The organism is Streptomyces sp. NPDC020780 (assembly GCF_044334475.1).
Lineage (GTDB): Bacteria > Actinomycetota > Actinomycetes > Streptomycetales > Streptomycetaceae > Streptomyces.
Genome location: NZ_JBIRTB010000005.1, coordinates 359,377 through 379,761, shown reverse-complemented (window position 1 = coordinate 379,761; position 20,385 = coordinate 359,377). Strand labels below are relative to the sequence as shown.

At 72.1% G+C, this 20,385-nt stretch carries 21 protein-coding genes and 2 pseudogenes; 15 read left to right on the top strand and 8 right to left on the bottom strand.

Going from position 1 to position 20,385, the window contains the following annotated elements; genetic code table 11:
* The first annotated feature begins 93 nt into the window (after window positions 1-93).
* From ACH4VO_RS12365 to ACH4VO_RS12350, 4 genes and pseudogenes are all read left to right on the top strand, one after another.
* Window positions 94-690: a DUF5998 family protein gene (locus tag ACH4VO_RS12365; RefSeq protein ID WP_360988191.1), complete on the top strand. Its 597-nt coding sequence runs from the start codon at window positions 94-96 to the stop codon at window positions 688-690.
* Window positions 690-1,877, top strand: a complete 1,188-nt coding sequence (locus ACH4VO_RS12360; RefSeq protein ID WP_360988189.1) for a nucleotide pyrophosphatase/phosphodiesterase family protein — start codon at window positions 690-692, stop codon at window positions 1,875-1,877. Before ACH4VO_RS12365 ends, ACH4VO_RS12360 begins: the two co-directional genes overlap by 1 nt.
* Window positions 1,878-1,961: 84 nt before the next feature.
* The gene (locus tag ACH4VO_RS12355) at window positions 1,962-2,639 is read left to right on the top strand and encodes a thymidine kinase (protein WP_360988187.1); all 678 of its coding nucleotides are present in this window, start codon (window positions 1,962-1,964) and stop codon (window positions 2,637-2,639) included.
* Window positions 2,640-2,971: 332 nt separating this feature from the next.
* A pseudogene (locus tag ACH4VO_RS12350) lies at window positions 2,972-3,059 on the top strand (MerR family transcriptional regulator); the annotation flags it as partial.
* Between the two features lie 70 nt (window positions 3,060-3,129).
* On the opposite strand, the gene ACH4VO_RS12345 reads toward ACH4VO_RS12350, so the two are convergent.
* Together ACH4VO_RS12345 and ACH4VO_RS12340 are read right to left on the bottom strand one after the other, a co-directional pair.
* Window positions 3,130-4,368, bottom strand: coding sequence for a PP2C family protein-serine/threonine phosphatase (locus ACH4VO_RS12345; RefSeq protein ID WP_360988185.1), 1,239 nt, complete (start codon window positions 4,366-4,368; stop codon window positions 3,130-3,132).
* A 524-nt stretch (window positions 4,369-4,892) separates the two neighbouring features.
* Entirely contained in the window at window positions 4,893-5,669 is a 777-nt protein-coding gene (locus tag ACH4VO_RS12340) for a VOC family protein (protein ID WP_360988183.1), read from the bottom strand.
* Window positions 5,670-5,922: 253 nt separating this feature from the next.
* Here ACH4VO_RS12340 and ACH4VO_RS12335 point away from each other — a divergent pair, with 253 nt between their 5' ends.
* Entirely contained in the window at window positions 5,923-6,750 is an 828-nt protein-coding gene (locus ACH4VO_RS12335) for a sulfurtransferase (RefSeq protein WP_360988181.1), read from the top strand.
* Window positions 6,751-6,861: 111 nt separating this feature from the next.
* Here the strand turns inward: ACH4VO_RS12335 and sepH are convergent, their stop codons facing one another.
* Entirely contained in the window at window positions 6,862-7,920 is a 1,059-nt protein-coding gene (gene sepH / locus ACH4VO_RS12330; protein ID WP_360988179.1) for a septation protein SepH, read from the bottom strand.
* Window positions 7,921-8,414: 494 nt separating this feature from the next.
* Between sepH and ACH4VO_RS12325 the strand changes: the two genes are divergently transcribed.
* Window positions 8,415-9,584 (top strand): hypothetical protein, encoded by a 1,170-nt coding sequence (locus ACH4VO_RS12325; protein WP_360988177.1) that lies wholly within the window; start codon window positions 8,415-8,417, stop codon window positions 9,582-9,584.
* Window positions 9,585-9,668: 84 nt separating this feature from the next.
* Here the strand turns inward: ACH4VO_RS12325 and ACH4VO_RS12320 are convergent, their stop codons facing one another.
* The 3 genes and pseudogenes from ACH4VO_RS12320 to ACH4VO_RS12310 form a co-directional block, all read right to left on the bottom strand.
* Window positions 9,669-10,991: a D-arabinono-1,4-lactone oxidase gene (locus tag ACH4VO_RS12320; RefSeq protein WP_360988175.1), complete on the bottom strand. Its 1,323-nt coding sequence runs from the start codon at window positions 10,989-10,991 to the stop codon at window positions 9,669-9,671.
* Window positions 10,948-11,445 (bottom strand): annotated as a pseudogene (locus ACH4VO_RS12315) (MFS transporter); the annotation flags it as partial. The gene ACH4VO_RS12320 and the pseudogene ACH4VO_RS12315, both read right to left, overlap by 44 nt.
* 3 nt (window positions 11,446-11,448) lie before the next feature.
* Window positions 11,449-11,625 (bottom strand): hypothetical protein, encoded by a 177-nt coding sequence (locus ACH4VO_RS12310; RefSeq protein ID WP_360988173.1) that lies wholly within the window; start codon window positions 11,623-11,625, stop codon window positions 11,449-11,451.
* An 86-nt stretch (window positions 11,626-11,711) separates the two neighbouring features.
* On the opposite strand from ACH4VO_RS12310, the gene ACH4VO_RS12305 reads away from it, so the two are divergent.
* Together ACH4VO_RS12305 and ACH4VO_RS12300 are read left to right on the top strand one after the other, a co-directional pair.
* On the top strand, window positions 11,712-12,836 hold the full coding sequence (locus ACH4VO_RS12305) for a ferrochelatase (RefSeq protein WP_360988171.1): 1,125 nt from the start codon (window positions 11,712-11,714) through the stop codon (window positions 12,834-12,836).
* 49 nt (window positions 12,837-12,885) lie between these two features.
* Window positions 12,886-13,686: an inositol monophosphatase family protein gene (locus ACH4VO_RS12300; RefSeq protein ID WP_360988169.1), complete on the top strand. Its 801-nt coding sequence runs from the start codon at window positions 12,886-12,888 to the stop codon at window positions 13,684-13,686.
* Between the two features lie 98 nt (window positions 13,687-13,784).
* On the opposite strand, the gene ACH4VO_RS12295 is transcribed toward ACH4VO_RS12300, so the two are convergent.
* Complete coding sequence (locus tag ACH4VO_RS12295) at window positions 13,785-13,958, bottom strand: hypothetical protein (protein WP_329233710.1); 174 nt, start codon at window positions 13,956-13,958, stop codon at window positions 13,785-13,787.
* Between the two features lie 369 nt (window positions 13,959-14,327).
* Here ACH4VO_RS12295 and ACH4VO_RS12290 point away from each other — a divergent pair, with 369 nt between their 5' ends.
* From ACH4VO_RS12290 to ACH4VO_RS12275, 4 genes are all read left to right on the top strand, one after another.
* Window positions 14,328-14,981 carry a response regulator transcription factor gene (locus tag ACH4VO_RS12290; protein ID WP_360988166.1) on the top strand — a complete coding sequence of 218 codons (654 nt, stop codon included), beginning with the start codon at window positions 14,328-14,330 and terminating at the stop codon, window positions 14,979-14,981.
* Window positions 14,982-14,988: 7 nt separating this feature from the next.
* Window positions 14,989-16,221, top strand: a complete 1,233-nt coding sequence (locus tag ACH4VO_RS12285) for an ATP-binding protein (protein ID WP_360988164.1) — start codon at window positions 14,989-14,991, stop codon at window positions 16,219-16,221.
* A 403-nt stretch (window positions 16,222-16,624) separates the two neighbouring features.
* Window positions 16,625-16,921 (top strand): DUF4193 domain-containing protein, encoded by a 297-nt coding sequence (locus tag ACH4VO_RS12280; protein ID WP_003965732.1) that lies wholly within the window; start codon window positions 16,625-16,627, stop codon window positions 16,919-16,921.
* An 11-nt stretch (window positions 16,922-16,932) separates the two neighbouring features.
* Window positions 16,933-17,886: a hypothetical protein gene (locus ACH4VO_RS12275; protein ID WP_360988162.1), complete on the top strand. Its 954-nt coding sequence runs from the start codon at window positions 16,933-16,935 to the stop codon at window positions 17,884-17,886.
* A gap of 4 nt (window positions 17,887-17,890) precedes the next feature.
* On the opposite strand, the gene ACH4VO_RS12270 is transcribed toward ACH4VO_RS12275, so the two are convergent.
* On the bottom strand, window positions 17,891-18,346 hold the full coding sequence (locus ACH4VO_RS12270) for a DUF3093 domain-containing protein (protein WP_360988160.1): 456 nt from the start codon (window positions 18,344-18,346) through the stop codon (window positions 17,891-17,893).
* Between the two features lie 58 nt (window positions 18,347-18,404).
* Here ACH4VO_RS12270 and ACH4VO_RS12265 point away from each other — a divergent pair, with 58 nt between their 5' ends.
* The 3 genes from ACH4VO_RS12265 to ACH4VO_RS12255 are packed head-to-tail and all read left to right on the top strand — an operon-like array spanning window position 18,405 to window position 20,291.
* Window positions 18,405-18,989, top strand: coding sequence for a PaaI family thioesterase (locus tag ACH4VO_RS12265; protein WP_360988158.1), 585 nt, complete (start codon window positions 18,405-18,407; stop codon window positions 18,987-18,989).
* Entirely contained in the window at window positions 18,986-19,516 is a 531-nt protein-coding gene (gene dut, locus ACH4VO_RS12260) for a dUTP diphosphatase (RefSeq protein WP_360988156.1), read from the top strand. The genes ACH4VO_RS12265 and dut overlap by 4 nt, the downstream gene beginning before the upstream one ends.
* 1 nt (window position 19,517) lies before the next feature.
* On the top strand, window positions 19,518-20,291 hold the full coding sequence (locus ACH4VO_RS12255; protein WP_360988154.1) for a DUF3710 domain-containing protein: 774 nt from the start codon (window positions 19,518-19,520) through the stop codon (window positions 20,289-20,291).
* Window positions 20,292-20,385 lie beyond the last annotated feature (94 nt).

Genomic DNA, 20,385 nt, shown 5'->3' with positions numbered 1-20,385 from the left:
GAGTGCGGGACAGCCCGAGGGACCCGCGCACGCCCCGTGCCGACCCCTGCAGCGCGTCCCCGGCAGTCACCCACCCCCCGTAGGATGGTCCTCATGGCAAAGACCGGTACGACGACCCAGGGGCTGCGCGCGGCGATCGAGCGCAGCGGCTACTACCCGGCCCTCGTGGCCGAGGCGGTGGAGGCCGCTGTCGGCGGGGAGCCGGTCGCTTCGTACCTGGTGCACCAGGAGACCACCTTCGACTCCAACGAGGTGCGCCGCCATGTCACCGTCCTCGTGCTGACGGAGACCCGCTTCATCGTCAGCCACACCGACGAGCAGGCCGCCGACACCAGCTCCCCGACGCCGTACGCCACGACGTCCACCGAGTCCGTCAAGCTCGACCGGATCTCCTCCGTCGTGGTCAGCCGCGTGGTCGCCAACCCGGAGAAGTACGTGGCCGGCACCCTGCCCCGCGAGGTCGTCCTGACCATCGGCTGGGGGGCCGTGTCCCGGATCGATCTGGAACCCGCCGCCTGCGGCGACCCCAACTGCGAGGCCGACCACGGCTACACCGGTAGCTCCACCGCCGACGACCTGAGCCTGCGCGTCAGCGAGGCCGGTGACGGCCCCGACGCGGTGCGCCAGACCCTCGCCTTCGCGCAGTCCCTCTCCGAGGCCACGGCCGCGACCGCGGCGACCGGCCGCTGATGGCCCAGCCGGCCTGGCAGGACCCCGTTCTGCTCGCTCCCGACAGCGCCCCCGTGCCCGAGTACGGCAGCGGCTCGCTCGCGGACCTGCTGCCGACCCTCGCTGCCGGACAGGGGGTACCCGGCTTCGAGGCGAGGATTCCGGAACTGACCCCCGCCGACCGGAACTGCGTCTTCCTGATCGACGGGCTCGGGTGGGAACAGATCAAGGCGCACCCCGACGAGGCGCCGTTCCTGCACTCCCTGCTTCCGACCTCGCGCGGCGGCACCGGCCGGCCGGTCACGGCGGGCTTCCCGTCCACCACGGCCACCTCGCTCGCCTCCGTGGGTACGGGTCTGCCCCCGGGCGAGCACGGCCTTCCCGGCTACACCGTCCGCAACCCGGAGACGGGCGAGCTGATGAACCAGCTCCGCTGGAAGCCGTGGACCGCGCCCAAGGTCTGGCAGCCGCACCCCACCGTCTTCCGGCTCGCCGACGCGGCGGGCGTGCGGACGGCCCAGGTCTCCGCGCCGTCCTTCGAGCAGACCCCGCTCACCAAGGTCGCGCTCAGCGGCGGTTCGTTCCTCGGCCGGCTCTCCGGTGAGGAGCGGATGGACGTCGCTGCCGAGCGGCTCGGCGCGGGCGACAGGTCCCTCGTCTACACGTACTACAGCGAGGTCGACGGCAAGGGCCACCGGTTCGGCATCGACTCCGACGCTTGGCGGGGCCAACTGATGTACGTCGACGGGCTCGCCCAGCGCCTCGCCGAACAGCTCCCGCCCCGCTCGGCGCTCTACGTCACCGCGGACCACGGCATGATCGACATCCCGTTCGACGAGCAGTCACGGATCGACTTCGACGAGGACTGGGAGCTGCGGGCCGGCGTCGCCCTGCTCGGCGGCGAGGGCCGCGCCCGGCACGTCTACGCGGTTCCCGGGGCGGAGGCCGATGTCCTGACCGTCTGGCGCGAGGTGCTCGGCGAGCAGTTCTGGGTGGCGAGCCGGGACGAGGCCGTCGCGGCGGGCTGGTTCGGGCCGCGCGTGGACGAGCGGGTGTACGGCAGGATCGGCGACGTCGTCGCGGCCGCCCACGACGACGTGGTGATCACCGCCTCGGTGAACGAGCCCAACGAGTCGGCGATGGCAGGCATGCACGGCTCGCTGACAGCCGTGGAGCAGCTGGTTCCGCTTCTGGAAGTACGTTCGTAGCCCGCATCCCCGCAGGCGGCGTCCCGCTCGGACCGCCACCTCGCAACGCCCCCTCGCACCACACCGAAAGGCGCCCGACTTCTCATGCCCGAGCTCGTGTTCTTCTCCGGAACGATGGACTGCGGAAAGAGCACACTTGCTCTACAGCGAATCTACAATCGGTCGGCGCGGGGTCTGCAGGGCGTGATCTTCACGCGTGACGACCGGGCGGGGGAGGGGAAGCTCTCCTCACGGCTCGGTCTGGTGACGGACGCCGTCGAGGCGGTGCCGGGAATGGATCTGTACGCCTATGTCGTGGGGCGTATGACGCGGGGCGACAGGGTCGACTATCTGATTGTGGACGAGGCGCAGTTCCTGGCGTCCGAGCAGGTCGACCAGTTGGCGCGGGTCGTGGACGACTTGGACCTCGACGTGTTCGCCTTCGGTATCACGACCGACTTCCGGGCCCGGCTTTTTCCGGGCTCGCAGCGGTTGATCGAACTGGCGGACCGGATAGAGGCGCTCCAGGTGGAGGCGATGTGCTGGTGCGGGGCGCGTGCCACGCACAATGCCCGCACCGTGGGCGGCGAGATGGTGGTGGAGGGTGAGCAGGTCGTCGTCGGTGATGTGAACGGGCCTGCCGCGAAGGTCGGTTACGAGGTGCTGTGCCGGCGTCACCACCGCCGCCGCATGACGAGCGCCGCCGCGCAGGCCGGTACGCTCTCGCCGGACGTCCTGCCGGTGCCCCGGCCTGAGCCTCAACTCCCACAAGGATCTTGTTGACGTGGTCGCGCGTGCGGGCGTTCGATCGTTGATCGTGGACGATGAGCCGTAGGCGTTGATCGAGACCTTGTCGCCACCTTGGCCGGAGTCGTCGCTGGGGCTCGGCCGGTGTCGGACCGGCTCTGTCTTCAGGACATCCTGTTTGTCCTCCATGGGGCGTGGTCCGGCAACCTCTGCCTGCCCGGTCGTACGGGGTCCTGCTCGCGGAGCTGGACGCGCCCGGCGAACCCGACTGTCCGCGCTCATGCGGAGCGCGGACAGGGCGAGCGCGACGCGAGGACAGGACCGGGGCGGCACCCGGGCCCCTCCACGCGTTTCGCAGAGAGGTGCGGATGACGGCAGGCGACTCGTGCGGCCGTCTCGACGACGACCACCCGGCGTTCACCATGGGCCGGGCCGCCGCGATGCTCGACTCCACCAGGGACGCGAGGGACCAAGGTCGCGCAGCAATGGCTGTGCGGCCGAAGCGCGCTACCGGAGCAGCCTGGAGTCATTGCTCAGGAGTGGTCCGCCCGGTCCGTGACGGCGCGGAGGCGTCAGCGAGGTCGGCACCGGTGTCGGCGTCCCGCCGGGATTCGCCGATGCCGTGCCAGTCCAGGCACATCACGGTCGCGTCGTCCTGCGGGTGGCCCTCGTTGGCGTCGACGACCGCCGCGACGAGGGTGCGGGCGGCCTCGCGAGGGTGCAGCGCGCGTGTGCGCACGATGAGATCGGACAGATCGAGGCTGTGGGCGTTGCGCTCCAGCATGCCGTCGGTGAGCATCACCAGCCGGTCGCCCGGCCGCAGGTCCAGCGACTGGACCCGGTAGGTGTGAGGGGCATCGACGCCGAACGGCAGATCGACCTTCGGAGTGACCTCCCGCACCTGTCCGTTCCGCATCAGCAGCGGCCAGGGGTGCCCGGCGTTGATGAACTCGGTCGTGCCGTCGATCAGGCTGATGCGCAGGAGCTGGCCGGTGACGTACCCCTGGCGGCCGTGCTCACGTACGGCCCGGTCGGCCTGATGGGCCTGTTCGGCGAGGCCGGCACCGGCCCGCCGTGCCCGGCGCAGAGCGCCCACCAGGAGGGTGGCCAGTAGCGAGGCCCCGACATCGTGCCCCATGGCATCGGTCACGGAGAGCTGGACGGTGTCGCGGTCGATCACGTAGTCGAAGGTGTCACCCCCGACGTGGTCGGCCGGCTCCAGTGCTCCGGCCACCGCGAACTGCGCCGCCTCGCACGCCAGCGAAGGCGGGAGCAGGCGGTGCTGGATCTCCGCGGCCAGGCTCAGCGGGATGGTCCGGCGGCCCCACTGGTACACGTCGGTGAAGGACCGGTTCGCGATGACGATGTACGCCAGGGCGTGCGCTGTCTCGCCGATCTCCCGCATCACCTCCGCGTCCGGCGCCGCGGGCAAGAAGAGTTCGAGGAGTCCGATCGCGTCCCCGCGGTTGGTCACCGGGGCGACGATCTGTACCAGCGCGCCCTCACCCTTGTCGTCCACGGTCGGCCGCTGGGTGCGGATCACATCGTCGTACACGGTGCCCGGCAGCGGGATGCGCTGGGCGGGTTCTTCGGTATCGACGCTGCCCGCCACCCCCAGCCGTACGACCGAGCCTCCGGTGAAGTCAGTGATGAGGAAGGACACCGACGCGGCTCCGAGGTTCTTCTTGAGTATGCGCGCGACCACGTCGAGCGACTCCACGGGTGCCGCGGTCTCAGCCGCCGCCAGCGTCTTCGCCAGGGTCATCGTGCTGCTCCGGCCACCCGCGTTCTCGGGAGTACGAGTGGTCGGCTCACCCTCCCTGTCAGGCCCGCATACGGTCACGGCGACTCCTCCTCCTCGCTGGTGCTCGGTCTCTGTCCCGGGAAGGAGAGGCACCGGGCCAAGCCCGGTGCCGGGCAGGATGTCAATTGCACCACAGAGCCCTGAGCGGATGCATTTGTCGGTGCCGCGCGTCGAACGGCCCGGCACCGGCGCTGGTGGATGGCCGAGCGAAAGGACGCCGGCCCTCCCTACGAGGTGCTGTGCCGACGCTCCCACCAGCGCCGCACGGCCGGCGCGGCAGCCGGGGAGGGAGCTCTCCCGCCGGACGTACCGCCGTCACCTGATGTCGCCTCAGCGCCGCCCGCGGCCGGGCCGCGTCGCACCCCTCCGGCACCCACCGGTGGCGTCGGGGACGGACTCCCGCAGCTGCACCGTCCGTTGCCGCGCTCCAGCGGGGGGCCCGCACAGGGCTCGCGAGGAGGTGGGCCGGGATCCCGCGGCGGGTCTCAGCGCGCGGCCGACCGCTGGATCGTGAACACAGCGCCCTCCGGGTCCGCGACCGTGGCCAGCCTCCCGTTCGAGGTGTTCCGCGGCGGCTGCAGCACGCGCCCGCCCAGTTCAACCACGCGCGCCGCGGACTCGTCCGTGTCGGCCACCTCGAAGTAGGTCATCCAGTGGGGCCCCCGGTCACGCGGCAGGGCGTGGCCCACCCCGTGCAGGGCCGCCACCGGCCGGCCCTCCAGGGACAGCGTCTGGTAGTCGAAGTCCGCCGAGACGACCGCCTCCGCCTCGTAACCGAACACCACCTGGTAGAACTTGGCGACCGACGAGGTCTCGCGGGTGACCAGTTCGTTCCAGACCGGGGTGCCCGGCGCGCCCGTCAGGGCCGTACCCAGGTGCTCGGCGGCCTGCCACACGCCGAAGACCGCCCCACCGGGGTCGGAGACGATCGCGAGGCGGCCGGCGCGGCCGGCGTCCAGTGGTCCGACGGCCACCGTCCCGCCGCAGGAACGGACGGCCTCGGTGGTCGCGTCCGCGTCGTCCGTGGCCAGGTACGTCGTCCAGGCGATCGGGAGATGCCGGTCCGGAGGCAACTGGCCGATGCCCGCGACCTCCTTCCCGCCCAGCAGGGCCCGGACATAGGGCCCCAGCTCGTCCGGCCCGGGCCGGAACTCCCAGCCGAACAGCCGGCCGTAGAACTCCTGGGTCGCGGCCAGGCCGTGCACGATCAGACTCACCCAGCACGGTGCTCCGGGCACGCGCCGGGCGGCAGCCTCGGTCATCTTCGTCTCTCTCCTCGTCCCACCATCGCGATGGCCGTACGGGGAGCGCGCGCCGATGCGCGCTCCAACGGTACGGATCCGGGCGCGTACGCTCCGTGCAGATGCTCGCACCGCCGAGCTTCCCAGATGCCCCGGCCGCGCCGCGTTTCGGGGTGCCGGTCGTCAGGAAGCCTGTTTTGGTGCGGTATGTCCCCACCGGATGGGTATCCGGTACCGCGCCGAGGGGTGGGAACCCTGCGCGAAGATGGCATCCATGAAGCCCATCATCACCGCATCCGAATACGTGAGCGAATCGACAGGCCCGCGCCCGCCGGTACTCCTTGACGTCCGCTGGCAGCTCGGCGGCCCGCACGGCCGCGACGACTACGAGGTCGGGCACATCCCCGGCGCCGTGTTCGTCGATCTCGACGCGGAGCTCGCGGGCCCGGCGGGCAGCGGTGGCCGGCACCCCCTGCCGGACCCGGAGGACTTCGGAGCCGTCATGCGGCGGGCCGGGGTCTCCCAGGGCACGCCGGTGGTCGTCTACGACGGTGGCCAGGGCTGGGCGGCGGCACGCGCGTGGTGGCTGCTCCGCTGGACGGGGCACGCCGATGTCCGGCTGCTCGACGGCGGTCTCGCCGCCTGGACCGGTGAGCTCAGCGACGAGACCCCGGATCCCGCTCCCGGTGACTTCCGGCCCGAGCCGGGGGCGCTTCCCCTGCTGGACGCGGACCGTGCCGCCGCACTCGCCCGCTCCGGCCTGCTGCTCGACGCCCGGGCCGCCGAGCGCTACCGCGGAGACGTGGAGCCCATCGACCGCGTCGGCGGCCACATCCCCGGGGCGGTCTCCGCCCCCACCGCCGGTAACGTCGCCGAGGACGGACGCTTCCTCCCCGCCGCGGCCCTGGCCTCCCGCTTCGCGGCCCTGGGTGCCGACGGGCAGGCGGAGGTCGGTGTCTACTGCGGCTCGGGCGTCTCGGGAGCGCACGAGGTGCTGGCGCTGGAGATCGTCGGACAGCGGGCGGCCCTGTACGCGGGCTCCTGGTCCGAGTGGTCCGCGGACGAGTCACGGCCCGTCGCCACGGGGCCGGACCCCCGCTGACACGACCCCCGCCGCACGGCGCGAGGGCCCGCACGCCGCGTGCGGGCCCTCGTCGTGCCGTGCTGGGATGCGAGAGGCGCCTCCCGGGGCTGCTGCCCGCTCCCGCAGGCCTCAGTCCTGCTTCTTCCTGCGGGTGCCGAAGACGATCTCGTCCCAGCTGGGCACCGCGGCACGGCGGCCCGGCCGGACTCCGTCCGCCTCGGCCTGCCGGTCCGTCGTCCCCGTCAGCCGGTCGCGGTGGCCGGCCACCGCGCGCGGCATCAGCACGTCGGCGTAGGCCGAACCGGCACCGGCGGAGGCCGCGGCCGCCGGGGGCTCGTCGGCCTCGGGCTCCTGGGACGCGGGCTCGATCGTCGGCGGCTCGGGCTGGGGCGGCCGCTCCGGCACGACCATGTCCCCGCGGAAGCTCGGCACCGCCTCCAGCAGACTGGTCAGCGAGTCGCGCTCACCGGCCGACACGCCGCTCACGCGCTCCTCGGGCTCCGGTGGTGGCGCCGGACGCTCGATCTGACGGTCGAGCGCACGGTCCAGCGGCCGGTCGCGCGGCAGCCGGGCGATCCGGGGCACGAACGGGAAGCTCGGCTCCGGAGCGGCCACGTCGTCGCTCTCGCCGATCAGCGAGCGCGCCTCCTCGTCCACGGCCTGGACGAGTCGCCGCGGCGGGTCGTAGGTCCAGCTCGCCGAGTGGGGCTCGCCCGCGACGCGGTAGACCAGGAGGACTTCCCAGGTGCCGTCGTCGCGGCGCCAGGAGTCCCACTGGACGGTCTCCCTGTCGGCGCCGCGCAGCAGCAGCCGCTCCTGCACCGCCTCGCCGAGCTGCGGGCCGGTGTTCTCACCGGGCCGGCGCACAGGCGTCTTCCGGGCCCGCTCCGCCATGAACGCGCGCTCGGCGAGCACGGGTCCCTCGAAGCGGCGCACGCGGTCCACCGGGATTCCGGCGAACTGGGCGACCTCCTCGGCGGAGGCACCGGCTCGTATACGTGCCTGGATGTCGCGCGGCCGGAGGTGGCTCTCCACCTCGATCTCGATCTGGCCGAGCCTGGCGCGGTCGTTGCGTACGGCGGCGCGGAGCCGCTCATCGATCGGAAGCGTGTACTCCGTGCTGTCCGCAGCTTTGAGCACCAGTCGTGTGCCGTCGTTCGAGACGGCCACGACACGCAGTTCGGGCATGGGAACCTCCCGGGTGGTGCCTGCCGACGTCACGTGCGTCGCTGCTTCCGCTAGTCGAGTGTGACCTGCCCGGGTTCAGCCTGCCACAACCTTGCCAAGTTCCCCGGCGTGTCGGGCCTTGGCCCTGGATCGACACGGTGGCACGGTTACCTGTTCGCCACCCACAGCGACCCAGAGGTCGCTCCGCGTGGCGGGCGCCCGTGCGATGCCGCGGCGCCGCCGGTTCGAGTGCCGTCTCAGGCCTCTCCCGTAAGTCCCGGATACCCATGCGGGAGTCCGGCCCCAGGGCTCGCCACAGTACTCCATTCGGGCCACGCGGGTGGACCGGCGCGCCGCCGGACTTCTCGGCGGAAGCGGGAGTCGCCCGGCCCGTCGACGCGGTATGCGCTCCATGCGTGTGTTGCTTCACAGAACCTCCAGTACCGGAACTATTCGCTTCGCTCATATGTCCCTTCCTGGTGCAAGGTGGGGTGGTTGTCGAGCGAGGGCTGGTAATGGTTCAGAAGCCGCAAAGTGATGCGGAACCCGGGGAGAGGCGCATAGACCTGAGTCTGCCGCAGGTCGCGGGCAGCGCCGTGGCGGCGGTCGCGGCAGCGGTGATGGCGTCACAGCTCGGTGTGTACGGGACGATTGCCGGCGCCGGTGTGATGAGCGTGGTGGCGACCTGCGGAGGCTCGGTCTTCCAGCACTTCTTCCGTCGTACGGGGGAGCAGATCCGCGAAGTCACCGTCCAGGTGAAGCATCCGGGGGGCCGTCAGGTGACGGTCCGCACGCGTGACACGGCTCCGGCCGCCCCCAAGCCGCTGGACGACGCCACGACGGTACTGCGTACGGCGTGGCCGGATCAGGACCGTACGCGGCCGGTCACGAACGACCCGGAGCGCACCCAGCTGCTCGGGGCCGTCGCCCCGGACCTGCCGGCCGCAGCCGACCCGGATCGCACCCAGGTGCTCGCCGAGGGCGGTCCGGAGCGCGTCCAGCGGCCCGGGCAGGCCGAGCCGGACCGCACGCGGCTCCTCCGGCAGGTCGGTCCGGCGCCGGCCGGGCCGCTCGGACAGGCGAACCGGGACCGTACACGGGACCTCACGAACGATCCTGAGGCGACAGCGCTGTTCGGGCAGGTGGCCGGGGGGTCCGGCCTCTACTCCGAGGCGCGCACCCACGGCACCCGCGCCCGCGGCTGGAAGCGCTCGGCCCTCGCGGCCGTCGCCGTGTTCGTCGTGTCGATGGGCGGCATCACGGTCTACGAACTGGCCTCGGGCAACGACCTCAGCGGGGGCGGGGGCACCACCGTCGGTTCCGTGGTGCGCGGCGGCCACGGCTCCGCGGCGACCGACCCGGCCCCCACGGGGAGCACCGACCCGGAGCGGAGCGCCGGCCCGGACGACCGCCGGCCGGGCGACGGCACCTCGTCCGCTCCGGGGACCGTTCCCGGCGACGGCCGGAGTTCCGCCCCCGGCGCCGGTGAGGGCGGCACCTCGACGACGGAGCCGGACCCGGCGCCCTCCGCCACCGGCGGCAGCACGGCGCCGGAGCCCACCGGCCCGGCGGCGCCCACGGACAGCGCCCCGTCCTCCCCGGACCCCACACCCTCCGACGGCGGCCCGGCCGCAGGGGCCGGGACCGCGGACGGGCAGGAGGGCGGTCAGGTCACCGGCGGGTAGGGGGTCTTCCGGCTCGGGAGAAGCCGGCCGCGCCGGGGTGGCGCCGCCCGGATCGGGGGAGCGCCGTCAGGGCCGCTGCGGAGATCACTCACCGAGCACGCGGCGCAGGTAGTCGTTGGCGAACAGCCGCCCGGGGTCTAGGCGGTCCCGCAGGGCGGTGAACTCGCCGAACCGGGGATAGGCCCCGGCCAGGTAACCGGCGTCCCGGGTGTGGATCTTGCCCCAGTGCGGCCGGCCCGCGTAGCCGGTCATGATCCGCTCGACGGCCGTGAAGTACGCCTGGTACGGCGTGCCCCGGTACAGGTGCACCGCGATGTACACGCTCTCCCGGCCCTCGGCCGTGGAGAGCGTGATGTCGTCCGCGGGAGCCGTGCGGACCTCCACCGGGAAGCCGATGCGCAGGGGCGAGCGCTCGACCATCGCCTTGACCTCGCGCAGGGCCTCGACCGCCGCCTCGCGGGGCAGGGCGTACTCCATCTCGACGAAGCGCACCCGCCGGGGGCTGGTGAAGACCTTGTAGGGGATGTCCGTGTACGTGCGGGCCGACAGGGCGCGGCTGGAGAGTCTCGCGAGGGCGGGGACGGCTCCGGGGACCGCCCGGCCGACGGAACAGGCCACCTGGAAGATCCCGTTGGAGAGGAACTCGTCCTCGATCCAGCCGCTGATCCTTCCGGGCGGGGCGGCGGGGCCCGCGCTGCGGTTGTTGCGCTTGGTGTTGCAGTTGCCGGTGTGCGGGAACCAGTAGAACTCGAAGTGCTCGTTCTCGGCGACGAGCTGATGGAAATCGGCGGTGACCCGGTCGAAGGTCATCGGTTCCTCGCGGGCCGTCAGCAGGAAGACCGGTTCCACCGCGAAGGTGACCGAGGTGATCACACCGAGCGCTCCCAGGCCCGTCCGGGCGGCCGCGAACACGTCCGGATGCTCCGTCCTCGAACAGCGCAGCACCGTCCCGTCGGCGGTGACCATCTCCAGGGCCCGGATCTGGGCGGATACGGACGCCGAGTCGCGGCCGGTGCCGTGGGTGCCGGTGGACACCGCCCCGGCCACCGTCTGCTCCATGATGTCGCCCATGTTGGTCAGCGACAGCCCCTGGCGGGCGAGCGCGGTGTTCAGCCGCTTCAGCGGAGTGCCGGCCCCGGCCGTCACCGTCATCGCGGTCCGGTCGATCTCCCGGACGCCGGCCAGCAGGTCCGGCCGTACGAGGACGCCGTCGGTGGCCGCTGCCGCCGTGAACGAGTGCCCGGTCCCGACCGGCTTGACCCGCAGACCGTCCTCGGACGCCCTGCGCAGGACCCCGGCCAGCTCGTCCACGGAGGCGGGCGTCACCGCCCGTACCGGCCGGGCGGTGACGTTGCCCGCCCAGTTACGCCACGTGCTCGCCGTCGTCCGTGCGTAGGTGTCGGTCATCTTCCCCGCGCCCTCCCGTAGGCACCGGCTCGGCGAGCCGGTGATACCCCAGCAGCCCCACCGCGGCCGCGAGCGCTCCCGCCACGGCGGGCACCGCGTACCCCGCCCCGGTCCCGGCGGCGTCGACCACCCAGCCTGCGGCCGAGGAGCCGAGAGCCGCTCCGACCGCGAGTCCGGTGCCGGTCCAGGTCATGCCCTCGGTCAGCCGGGTGCGCGGTGCGCGGTACGCGCCGTTCGACGAGGGCCATGGTGGTCACCGTCGTCGGTGCGACGACGAGGCCCGCGACAAGGAGCGCCACGGCCAGGAACGGCAGGCTCCCGGCCAGTTGGAGGGGGATCATACTCACGGCCGTCGCGCACACGCCCACCAGCCACCTGGTCGACGGATTCCCTTCAGCCGCAGGAGACCGAAGACCGCTCCGGCGCGGCAGGACCCCAGGGCGTGGACCGCGAGCCCCTAGCAGCCGGCCGTCTGGGACACCCTCGTCACCACGCCGATGCCCGTCATGGACAGCGGCAGCCGGCCGAAGAAGCCCGCCGCCGAGAATCCCAGGGCCCGGGAACGGCGAAGACGGCGCGGCAGGGGGCTGGGCACGAGGAGCTCCGGGAAGACCTGCCAGGGGTGTCGATGCATGACACGGCTTACGTGCGTGGTGGCCTCCACGGGCCGGGAGGGCGTCGGCTGTCGCACCGGCGGGGACGGGTGGCAGGATCGGGTCCATGTCCGATCTGCGCGATCCCACTCCCTACGACGCCCTGCTCCTGCTCTCCTTCGGAGGCCCCGAAGGTCCGGACGACGTGGTCCCCTTCCTGGCGAACGTGACACGCGGCCGGGGCATCCCGGAGGAACGGCTGCGGGAGGTGGGCAAGCACTACTACCTCTTCGGCGGCGTGAGCCCGATCAACGCGCAGAACAGGGCCCTGCTCGACGCCCTGCGCGAGGACTTCGCGGAGCACGGCCTGCACCTCCCGGTCTACTGGGGCAACCGCAACTGGGCTCCGTACCTCACCGACACCCTTCGCGAGATGGCCGCCGACGGGCGCCGCCGGATCGCCGTGCTCGTCACCAGCGCCTACGCCTCCTACTCCGGCTGCCGGCAGTACCGCGAGAACCTCGCCGAGTCGCTGGCCGCCCTGGAGGCCGAGGGGCTGCCCGTGCCCCGGGTGGACAAGTTGCGGCACTACTTCAACCACCCGGGCTTCGTGCGGCCCATGGTGGACGGTGTGCTGGCCTCGCTGGCCGACCTCCCCGAGGAGGTCAGGGCGGGCGCGCACCTCGCCTTCACCACGCACTCCATCCCCACCGCCGCGGCCGACACCTCGGGTCCGGTCCCGGCCCACGGCGACGGCGGCGCCTACGTCGCCGAGCACCTCGACGTCGCCCGGATGATCGCCGAGGCGGTGCGCGAGGAGACCGGCGTCGACCACCCCTGGCAGCTCGTCTACCAGTCGCGCAGCGGTGCCCCGCACATCCCGTGGCTGGAGCCGGACATCTGCGACCACCTGGAGGCGCTCCACGGCGAGGGCGTCCCCGCGGTCGTCATGGCCCCCATCGGTTTCGTCTCGGACCACATGGAGGTCCTGTACGACCTCGACACCGAGGCCACCGCCAAGGCCGCCGAGCTGGGGCTGCCCGTCCGCCGGTCCGCCACGGCCGGGGCGGACCCCCGGTTCGCCGCCGCCGTCCGCGATCTCCTTCTGGAACGCGCCGCCGCCGAACGGGGCCACCCGGCACAGCGGTGCGCCCTGGGTGCGCTGGGCCCCTCGCACGACATCTGCCCGGCCGGCTGCTGCCCCGCCAGGGCACCGAAGCCGGCAGCCGCGGGCGCCGACAGCCCGTTCTGAACCGGCCCGCGGCATCCCGCCCCTACCGCCACACCCCCTCTGGAGCGCTGTGACCGACCCCCTCCTGTCCGAACTGCTCGACCTCGCGCTGGAAGCGGCCCGCCGGGCCGGCGCCCTGCTGCGCGACGGGCGTCCCGCCGACCTGCGGGTGGCCGCGACGAAGTCGAGTCCCATCGACGTCGTCACGGAGATGGACATCCGGGCGGAGAAGCTGATCACCGGCTTCCTCGCCGAGAGCCGGCCCACCGACGGCTTCCTCGGGGAGGAGGGAGCGGGCTCCGAGGGCAGCAGCGGCATCCGGTGGGTGATCGATCCGCTCGACGGCACCGTGAACTACCTCTACGGGCTCCCCACCTGGGCCGTCTCCATCGCCGCCGAGCGCGACGGTGAACGGGTCGTGGGCGTGGTCGAGGCCCCGATGCGACGCGAGACGTTCCACGCGGTGCTCGGCGGCGGCGCGTACGGGAACGGCGAGACACTGCGCTGCCGTCCCGCGCCTCCCCTCGACCAGGCCCTCGTGTCGACCGGCTTCAACTACGTCACCGACGTACGCGCCCACCAGGCGGCCGTGGCCCAGCGGCTGATCCCCCAGCTGCGCGACATCCGGCGCGGCGGATCGGCGGCCGTCGATCTCTGCGACGTGGCCGCCGGCAGGCTCGACGGCTACTACGAGCGGGGACTCCACCCCTGGGACCTGGCCGCCGGGGACCTGATCGCCCGGGAGGCGGGCGCCCTCACCGGGGGACGGCCCGGCCTGCCCGCGGACGGGGACCTCACGGTCGCCGCGACCCCGGGCGTCTTCGAGCCGCTCCAGGCGATCCTCGACGACCTCGGCGCCTGGCACGACTGACCCTTTCGCCACACGGCCTGAAGGGGCCACCCGCGGTGGCGGCGTACCGAGAGGGCCCCGGGAGCCGTAGTCGGCTCCCGGGGCCCTCTCGTCGCGGCTCAGACGCTCGTGGCGCCGATTTCGACGCCGTGCTCGGCGGCGAGGCGGTGCAAGTCGTCCAGCTCTCCCTGCTCGACGTCCGCGAGGAAGTCGTCGCCCGTCTCGCGCGCCTTGGTGAGGTCGGATTCGGTCGTCCTGATGCGTTGCAGCAGACCTGCGGTGAAAGCGTCCATGAAGCGCCCCTCATCGTGGGTCGGTGGCACGGGGGTGTGCCCGTGGTTCCCCCGGCCGGGGCCGGAGGGCGGGTGATCACGCAGTCCCTCTGGAAACCTGGAAACAGAGCGGGCTGTGGTACGCCACATGCATGGCGTGATCGCGGGTGTGAATGCGTCTTCCCCGGGCCGGCTCCGGGAGAAACCTCAACTGGCCCGCAAATCCGACGGATTCCCCGCGGCCGAGGGCGCTGCCGCGTCGTCTTACCGCCGGTTTATGCGCGTAACAGGCAGGATGGACGCGCACAGTCGGTGCCGCTGACGTGCAGCGAGCTGCCGCGAAAGATGGCCGCTCCCCGTATTTTCCGAGAACTAGGGAAGGACTGCGCCGTGCGCGTACTCGTCGTCGAGGACGAGCAACTGCTCGCCGATGCGGTGGCCACCGGACTGCGCCGGGAGGCCATGGCCGTCGACGTCGTCTACGACGGAGCCGCGGCTCTGGAGCGCGTCGGGGTCAACGACTACGACGTCGTCGTGCTGGACCGGGACCTCCCCGTGGTGCACGGCGACGACGTCTGCCGCCGGATCGTCGAGCTCGGCATGCCCACCCGGGTCCTCATGCTCACGGCTTCCGGGGACGTCAGCGACCGGGTGGAAGGCCTGGAGCTGGGCGCGGACGACTATCTGCCCAAGCCCTTCGCCTTCAGTGAGCTGACCGCGCGGGTGCGGGCCCTGGGCCGCCGCACGACGGTCGCGCTGCCGCCCGTGCTCGAGCGCGCCGGCATCAAGCTGGACCCCAACCGCCGCGAGGTCTTCAGGGACGAGCAGGAGATCCAGCTCGCCCCCAAGGAGTTCGCCGTCCTGGAGGTCCTGATGCGCAGCGAGGGCGCGGTCGTCTCCGCCGAGCAGCTGCTGGAGAAGGCCTGGGACGAGAACACCGACCCCTTCACCAACGTCGTGCGGGTGACGGTCATGACCCTGCGCCGCAAGCTCGGGGAGCCGCCCGTCATCGTCACCGTCCCCGGCTCCGGATACCGGATCTGAGGACGTGATGGCAGCTTCGCCCAGGCCCGTGGTGGCGCCTCCGAAACCCACGTGGGAGCCCAAGCAGCAGGAGGCGGCCTACCCGTGGCTGCGACCGACCATCCGGATACGGCTGACCCTGCTGTACGGCGGCATGTTCCTGATCGCGGGCATCCTGCTGCTCTCGATCATCTACATGCTCGCCGCGCAGGCCCTGAACGTGGGGAGCGACCTGCCGTTCCAGATCGTCAACGGCCAGGTCACCAGCGAGGTGTGCGATCTGCCGAAGAACGCGACTCCCGAGGCGTTCAACGCGGCGATGAACCGCTGTGTCAACCACCAGCGCCAGCAGGCGCTCGACTCCCTGCTGAACCGCTCGCTGCTCGCCCTCGTGGGCCTCAGCATCATCGCCTTCGCCTTCGGTTACGCCATGGCCGGCCGTGTCCTGTCCCCGCTGGGACGGATCACCCGCACCGCCCGACGGGTGGCCGGGACGGACCTCTCGCGCCGGATCGAGCTGGACGGCCCGGACGACGAGCTGAAGGAGCTCGCCGACACGTTCGACGAGATGCTGGACCGCCTCGAGCGGGCCTTCACGGCGCAGCAGCGGTTCGTGGGGAACGCCTCGCACGAACTGCGTACGCCGCTCGCCATCAACCGCACGCTGCTCGAGGTGCACCTCTCCGACCCCCAGGCCCCCACGGAGCTGCAGCAGCTCGGAAAGACACTCCTGGCCACCAACGAACGCAGCGAGCAGCTCGTCGAGGGACTGCTCCTGCTCGCCCGGAGCGACAACCAGATCATCGAACGCAAACCGGTCGACCTGGCCGAGGTGGCCGACCGGGCCATCGACCAGGCGCGGGCGGAGGCGGCGGCGAAGGACGTGGAGATCCGCGGCGAGCGGGCTCCTGCCGTGGTGCAGGGCAATGGCGTGCTCCTGGAGCGGATCGCACTGAACCTCGTACAGAACGCCGTCCGCTACAACGTGGCGGAGGGCGGCTGGGTGGAGGTCACCACCGAGCTCCAGCCCGGACAGGCACTCCTGGTGGTCTCGAACACGGGTCCTGTGGTCCCGGCCTACGAGATCGACAACCTCTTCGAGCCCTTCAGGCGGCTGCGTACGGAACGTACGGGCAGCGACAAGGGCGTGGGGCTCGGCCTGTCGATTGCGCGATCGGTCGCGCGGGCCCACGGTGGCCGTATCATCGCGGAGCCTCGTGAGGGTGGGGGTCTCGTGATGCGCGTCACCCTCCCGGTCTGAGAGGCTTCGCGTGTGAAGCCGCATTGGATCGCTCTGTTCGCTTTGGGCGGAATTTCTGGGGCGTGTCTCAGGATCGTCCCTGTGTGATCGATCACAGGACCGATTTGCGGTCCCTCTACTCTCCGTAAGTGAAACTCACCCCGAAAGCCTGGAAACGTCCGGGTTTCCGGGGGGCGGTATCACGGGAAGTACACGGGGTGGCGCCCGTGAACTGCAGCAATCGGACCGTGTACGGTCCCCTTCGCCACCCAAGCTGATCGCTCCCGAGAGGTCGGGTTGGGTGTCGATTGAGTAACAGACCTTGATGTGAGGCAAAATCTCCGCCTCAGGTCGGGCACAAGTCCGGCCTCTCACGCGTTACGTGCGCTGAGACACCGCAGACACCCATGAGGGGGAGAGCGACATGGCAACGGATTACGACACCCCGCGCAAGACCGACGACGACGTCGATCAGGACAGCCTGGAGGAGCTCAAGGCTCGTCGCAGCGACAAGACGGCATCCGCCGTCGACGTGGACGAGTTCGACGCGGCAGAAGGACTGGAGCTGCCCGGCGCGGACCTGTCCAACGAAGAGCTCGCGGTGCGGGTTCTGCCGAAGCAGGCCGATGAGTTCACCTGCATGAGCTGCTTCCTGGTGCACCACCGCAGCCAGCTGGCGCGTGAGAAGAACGGCCAGCCGATCTGCCGCGACTGCGACTGAGGCCGTCGGCCGTGGCAGGCGACACACCGTTCCGGAAGCGGCGCCTGCGGCGCACGAAGTCGCCGGAGGCGTATCAGGGCGGCGCCGGCCCGGCAGGGGGAGAACCTCCCGCTGCCGAGCATCAGGCCGCCCTGCAGGCCTCTCCCGGCGCATCGGACGACGAGCGGGGCCTTCCGGCCTCGCTCGAAGCGGTCCGGACCGCGGACTCGCCCCGGGGACCCGAAAGGGACCACCCGGAGGACCCCACGCGGACCGGCCGTCTGCACGTACTGAAACGAGGCGTGCGCAGGAGCGGGGAGAGCGCCAGAGCGGTGGTCGCCCGGCTGGCCGACCGGATCATCGACACGGCTCCGCGCGTCCCCGTCCGCGACCTCCCCACCCTGCGCGGGCACTTCCCGGGGCTCGGTCCCGAAGAGCTCGCCGACAAGCTCGTCGCGGGCGCCCGCAAGGCCACCGCGACCGTGGGGGCGGGCATCGGGGCGGCGGCCATGCTGCCCGTACCACCCGCCATGACGGCGGAGCTGGCGGCCGAGGTCACGGGCGTGGCCGTGATCGAGATGAAGCTGGTCGCCGAGCTCCACGAGGTCTACGGCCTGCGTCCGCCGGGCAACCTCGGGCAGCGCAGCACCGCCTACCTGACCTCCTGGACGGAGGAGCGCGGGATCGACGTCGCACGTCCCGCCACGCTCAACGCGGCGCTGGGCGGCCAGATGAAACGCGAACTGCGCCAGCAGATCACGAAGCGCATGGTGCGCAACCTGCCCAACCTCATCCCGTTCATGGTCGGCGCCGCGGTCGGCGCGATGATGAACAGCCGGGACACCGGGAAGCTCGCGGAGCGGGTCAGGAACGACCTCCGCGGCCGGCAGGTCCCCTGGGAGCAGCTCCCCGCCCTTCCGCCGCTGGAGCAGCACCCGGACCCCGTCAAGGAGCTGCCCGAGGGCCCGGGCCGCCCCGGGATCTGACCGCTCAGGCGGGGACGCCCGACAGGGCTGCCACCAGCGCCTGCGGTTCCCTCGTCGACAGGTAGACGTACGGCGTCGGATCGGCCGGGTCCGTGATCCGCACCCGCACCGCCGTAGGCACGTAGCTGCGCAGCAGCATGAAGGCGCGCGGATCCGCCTTGTACGAACGCCAGGCACGCGCCTCCTCCGCGTCGAGCACCTCGGCCTCGCCCAGGGCCTCCAGCGGGATGCGCGCGTCCCCTGCGACGAGGGCGCCCGCGACGACCCGGATGCGGGCCGAGCCGTACGAGCTCACGACCACGGCCGCCACGGCCGTCCCGGCCACCAGGCCTCCGAGCATGGGCAGGGCGCCGAGCGGCAGGAGCATCAGGGCACAGGCGATACCGAGCCCGAAGGCGATGAACCACCACGACCGGGGGGCGGTGAGACGTTCGTCGAAGGGCGGTGCGGAGGGCTGCATGGAACCAAGCTTGGCACGGCGCGACCCGCGCGCGGCGGCGCGGGTAAGGTCTGCGCCTGTGAGTGGAACATCTACACGCCTGACACCCCCGGCCGGCGCCGTGCGGCCGGTGCGGCATCCCGACGCCCCGGCGCCCGGGGAGCTCCTCGGCTCTCACTACGAACAGTGTTTCGGGTGTGGCAGTGAGCAGCCGCACGGACTGCACCTCCGGGCGCGGGCCGGCGAGGGTGTGAGCGTGACCGCCGAGTTCACCGTGAAACCCGCCCACCAGGGCGCTCCCGGGCTCGCCCACGGCGGTGTCCTGGCCACGGCGATGGACGAGACGCTCGGCGCCCTCAGCTGGCTGCTGCGGCTCGTCGCGGTGACCGGGCGGCTGGAGACGGACTACGTCCTGCCGGTGCCGGTCGGCACGGTCCTCTTCCTGGACGCCGAGGTCACCGCCGTGCACGACCGGAAGATCTACTGCCGGGCGACGGGCCGGATCGGCGGCTCCGAGGGGCCCGTCGCGGTCCGCGCCGAGGCACTGTTCATCAAGGTCGAGGTGGACCACTTCATCGACAACGGCCGTCCCGAGGAGATCCGGGCGGCGATGTCCGACCCGGACCAGATCCGGCGGGCCCGAGCCTTCGAGGTGAACCCGTGACCCGTCATCCCGTCGACGTGCTGATCCGCCGGGTCGATCCGGAGGTGCCGGTTCCCGCGTACGGGCACCCGGGCGACGCCGGTGCCGACCTGGTCACCACCGAGGCCGCCGAGCTGGCCCCGGGCGAACGCGCGGTGCTGCCCACCGGTGTCTCGATCGCGCTGCCCGACGGGTACGCGGCCTTCGTGCACCCCCGCTCCGGTCTCGCGGCCCGCTGCGGAGTCGCTCTCGTGAATGCCCCGGGGACGGTCGACGCCGGGTACCGTGGAGAGATCAAGGTGATCGTGGTCAATCTCGATCCGCGCGAGACCGTGCGGTTCGAGCGGTTCGATCGGATTGCCCAACTGGTCGTCCAGCAGGTCGAGAAGGTGCGCTTCCACGAGGTGGCGGAACTCCCCGGCTCGGCGCGGGCCGAAGGGGGCTTCGGGTCCACCGGCGGTCATGCCGCCGTGGACGGCGTCAGGGGCGGTAACACCCAGGGTGGGAACAGCTACGCTTCGGTCGTATCCGACCGGGAAGGACAGTGACGTGTTCGGACGTCGCAAGAACAGTGGTGCCGCCGAGGACGCGGCGGACGAGGCGCGCGAGGCCGAGCAGGTCGCCGACGAGCTCGATGACGCGGACGGCGCCGCAGGGAGCCCGCGCCGCACCGGCCTTCCGCCGGCCCCCCGGCCGGAAGGGCCGTGGGACGTCTCCGAGGTGTCCCAGCCCGGCGAGGGCCGGGTGGACCTCGGCGGCATCTTCGTGCCCGGTGTCGAGGGCATGGAGCTGAGGGTCGAGGTCGCCGGTGACGCGATCGTCGCGGCCACCGTCGTGCTGCGCGACAGCGCGGTGCAGCTGCAGGCCTTCGCGGCGCCCAAGAAAGAAGGCATCTGGGGCGAGGTGCGCGAGGAGATCGCCTCGGGCATCACCCAGCAGGGCGGCATCATCGACGAGGTCGAAGGCCCGCTGGGCTGGGAGCTGCGCGCCCAGGTCCCCGTACAGCTCCCCGACGGCACGAACGGCGTGCAGCTCGTGCGCTTCATCGGTGTCGACGGGCCGCGGTGGTTCCTGCGCGGTGTGATCTCCGGGCAGGGTGCCGTGCAGCCGGAGGCCGCCGGCCTGCTGGAGACCATCTTCCGTGACACCGTGGTCGTCCGCGGTGACGGTCCGATGGCGCCGCGTGACCCGATCGTCCTCAAGCTCCCCAACGACGCGCAGATGGTGCCGGAGGGTGTGCAGCAGGAGGACCAGGAGAGCTCCAAGTTCTCCGGTGGCATGGGCCAGCTCCAGCGCGGCCCCGAGATCACCGAGGTCCGCTGACCGCTCGTACCTCCCCGTCGGCCGGTGGGCCGCACCCTTCCCGGGGTGCGGCCCACCGGCCTTCGTGCTGCTGCGCGCGGTGCGGGGGGCGCGC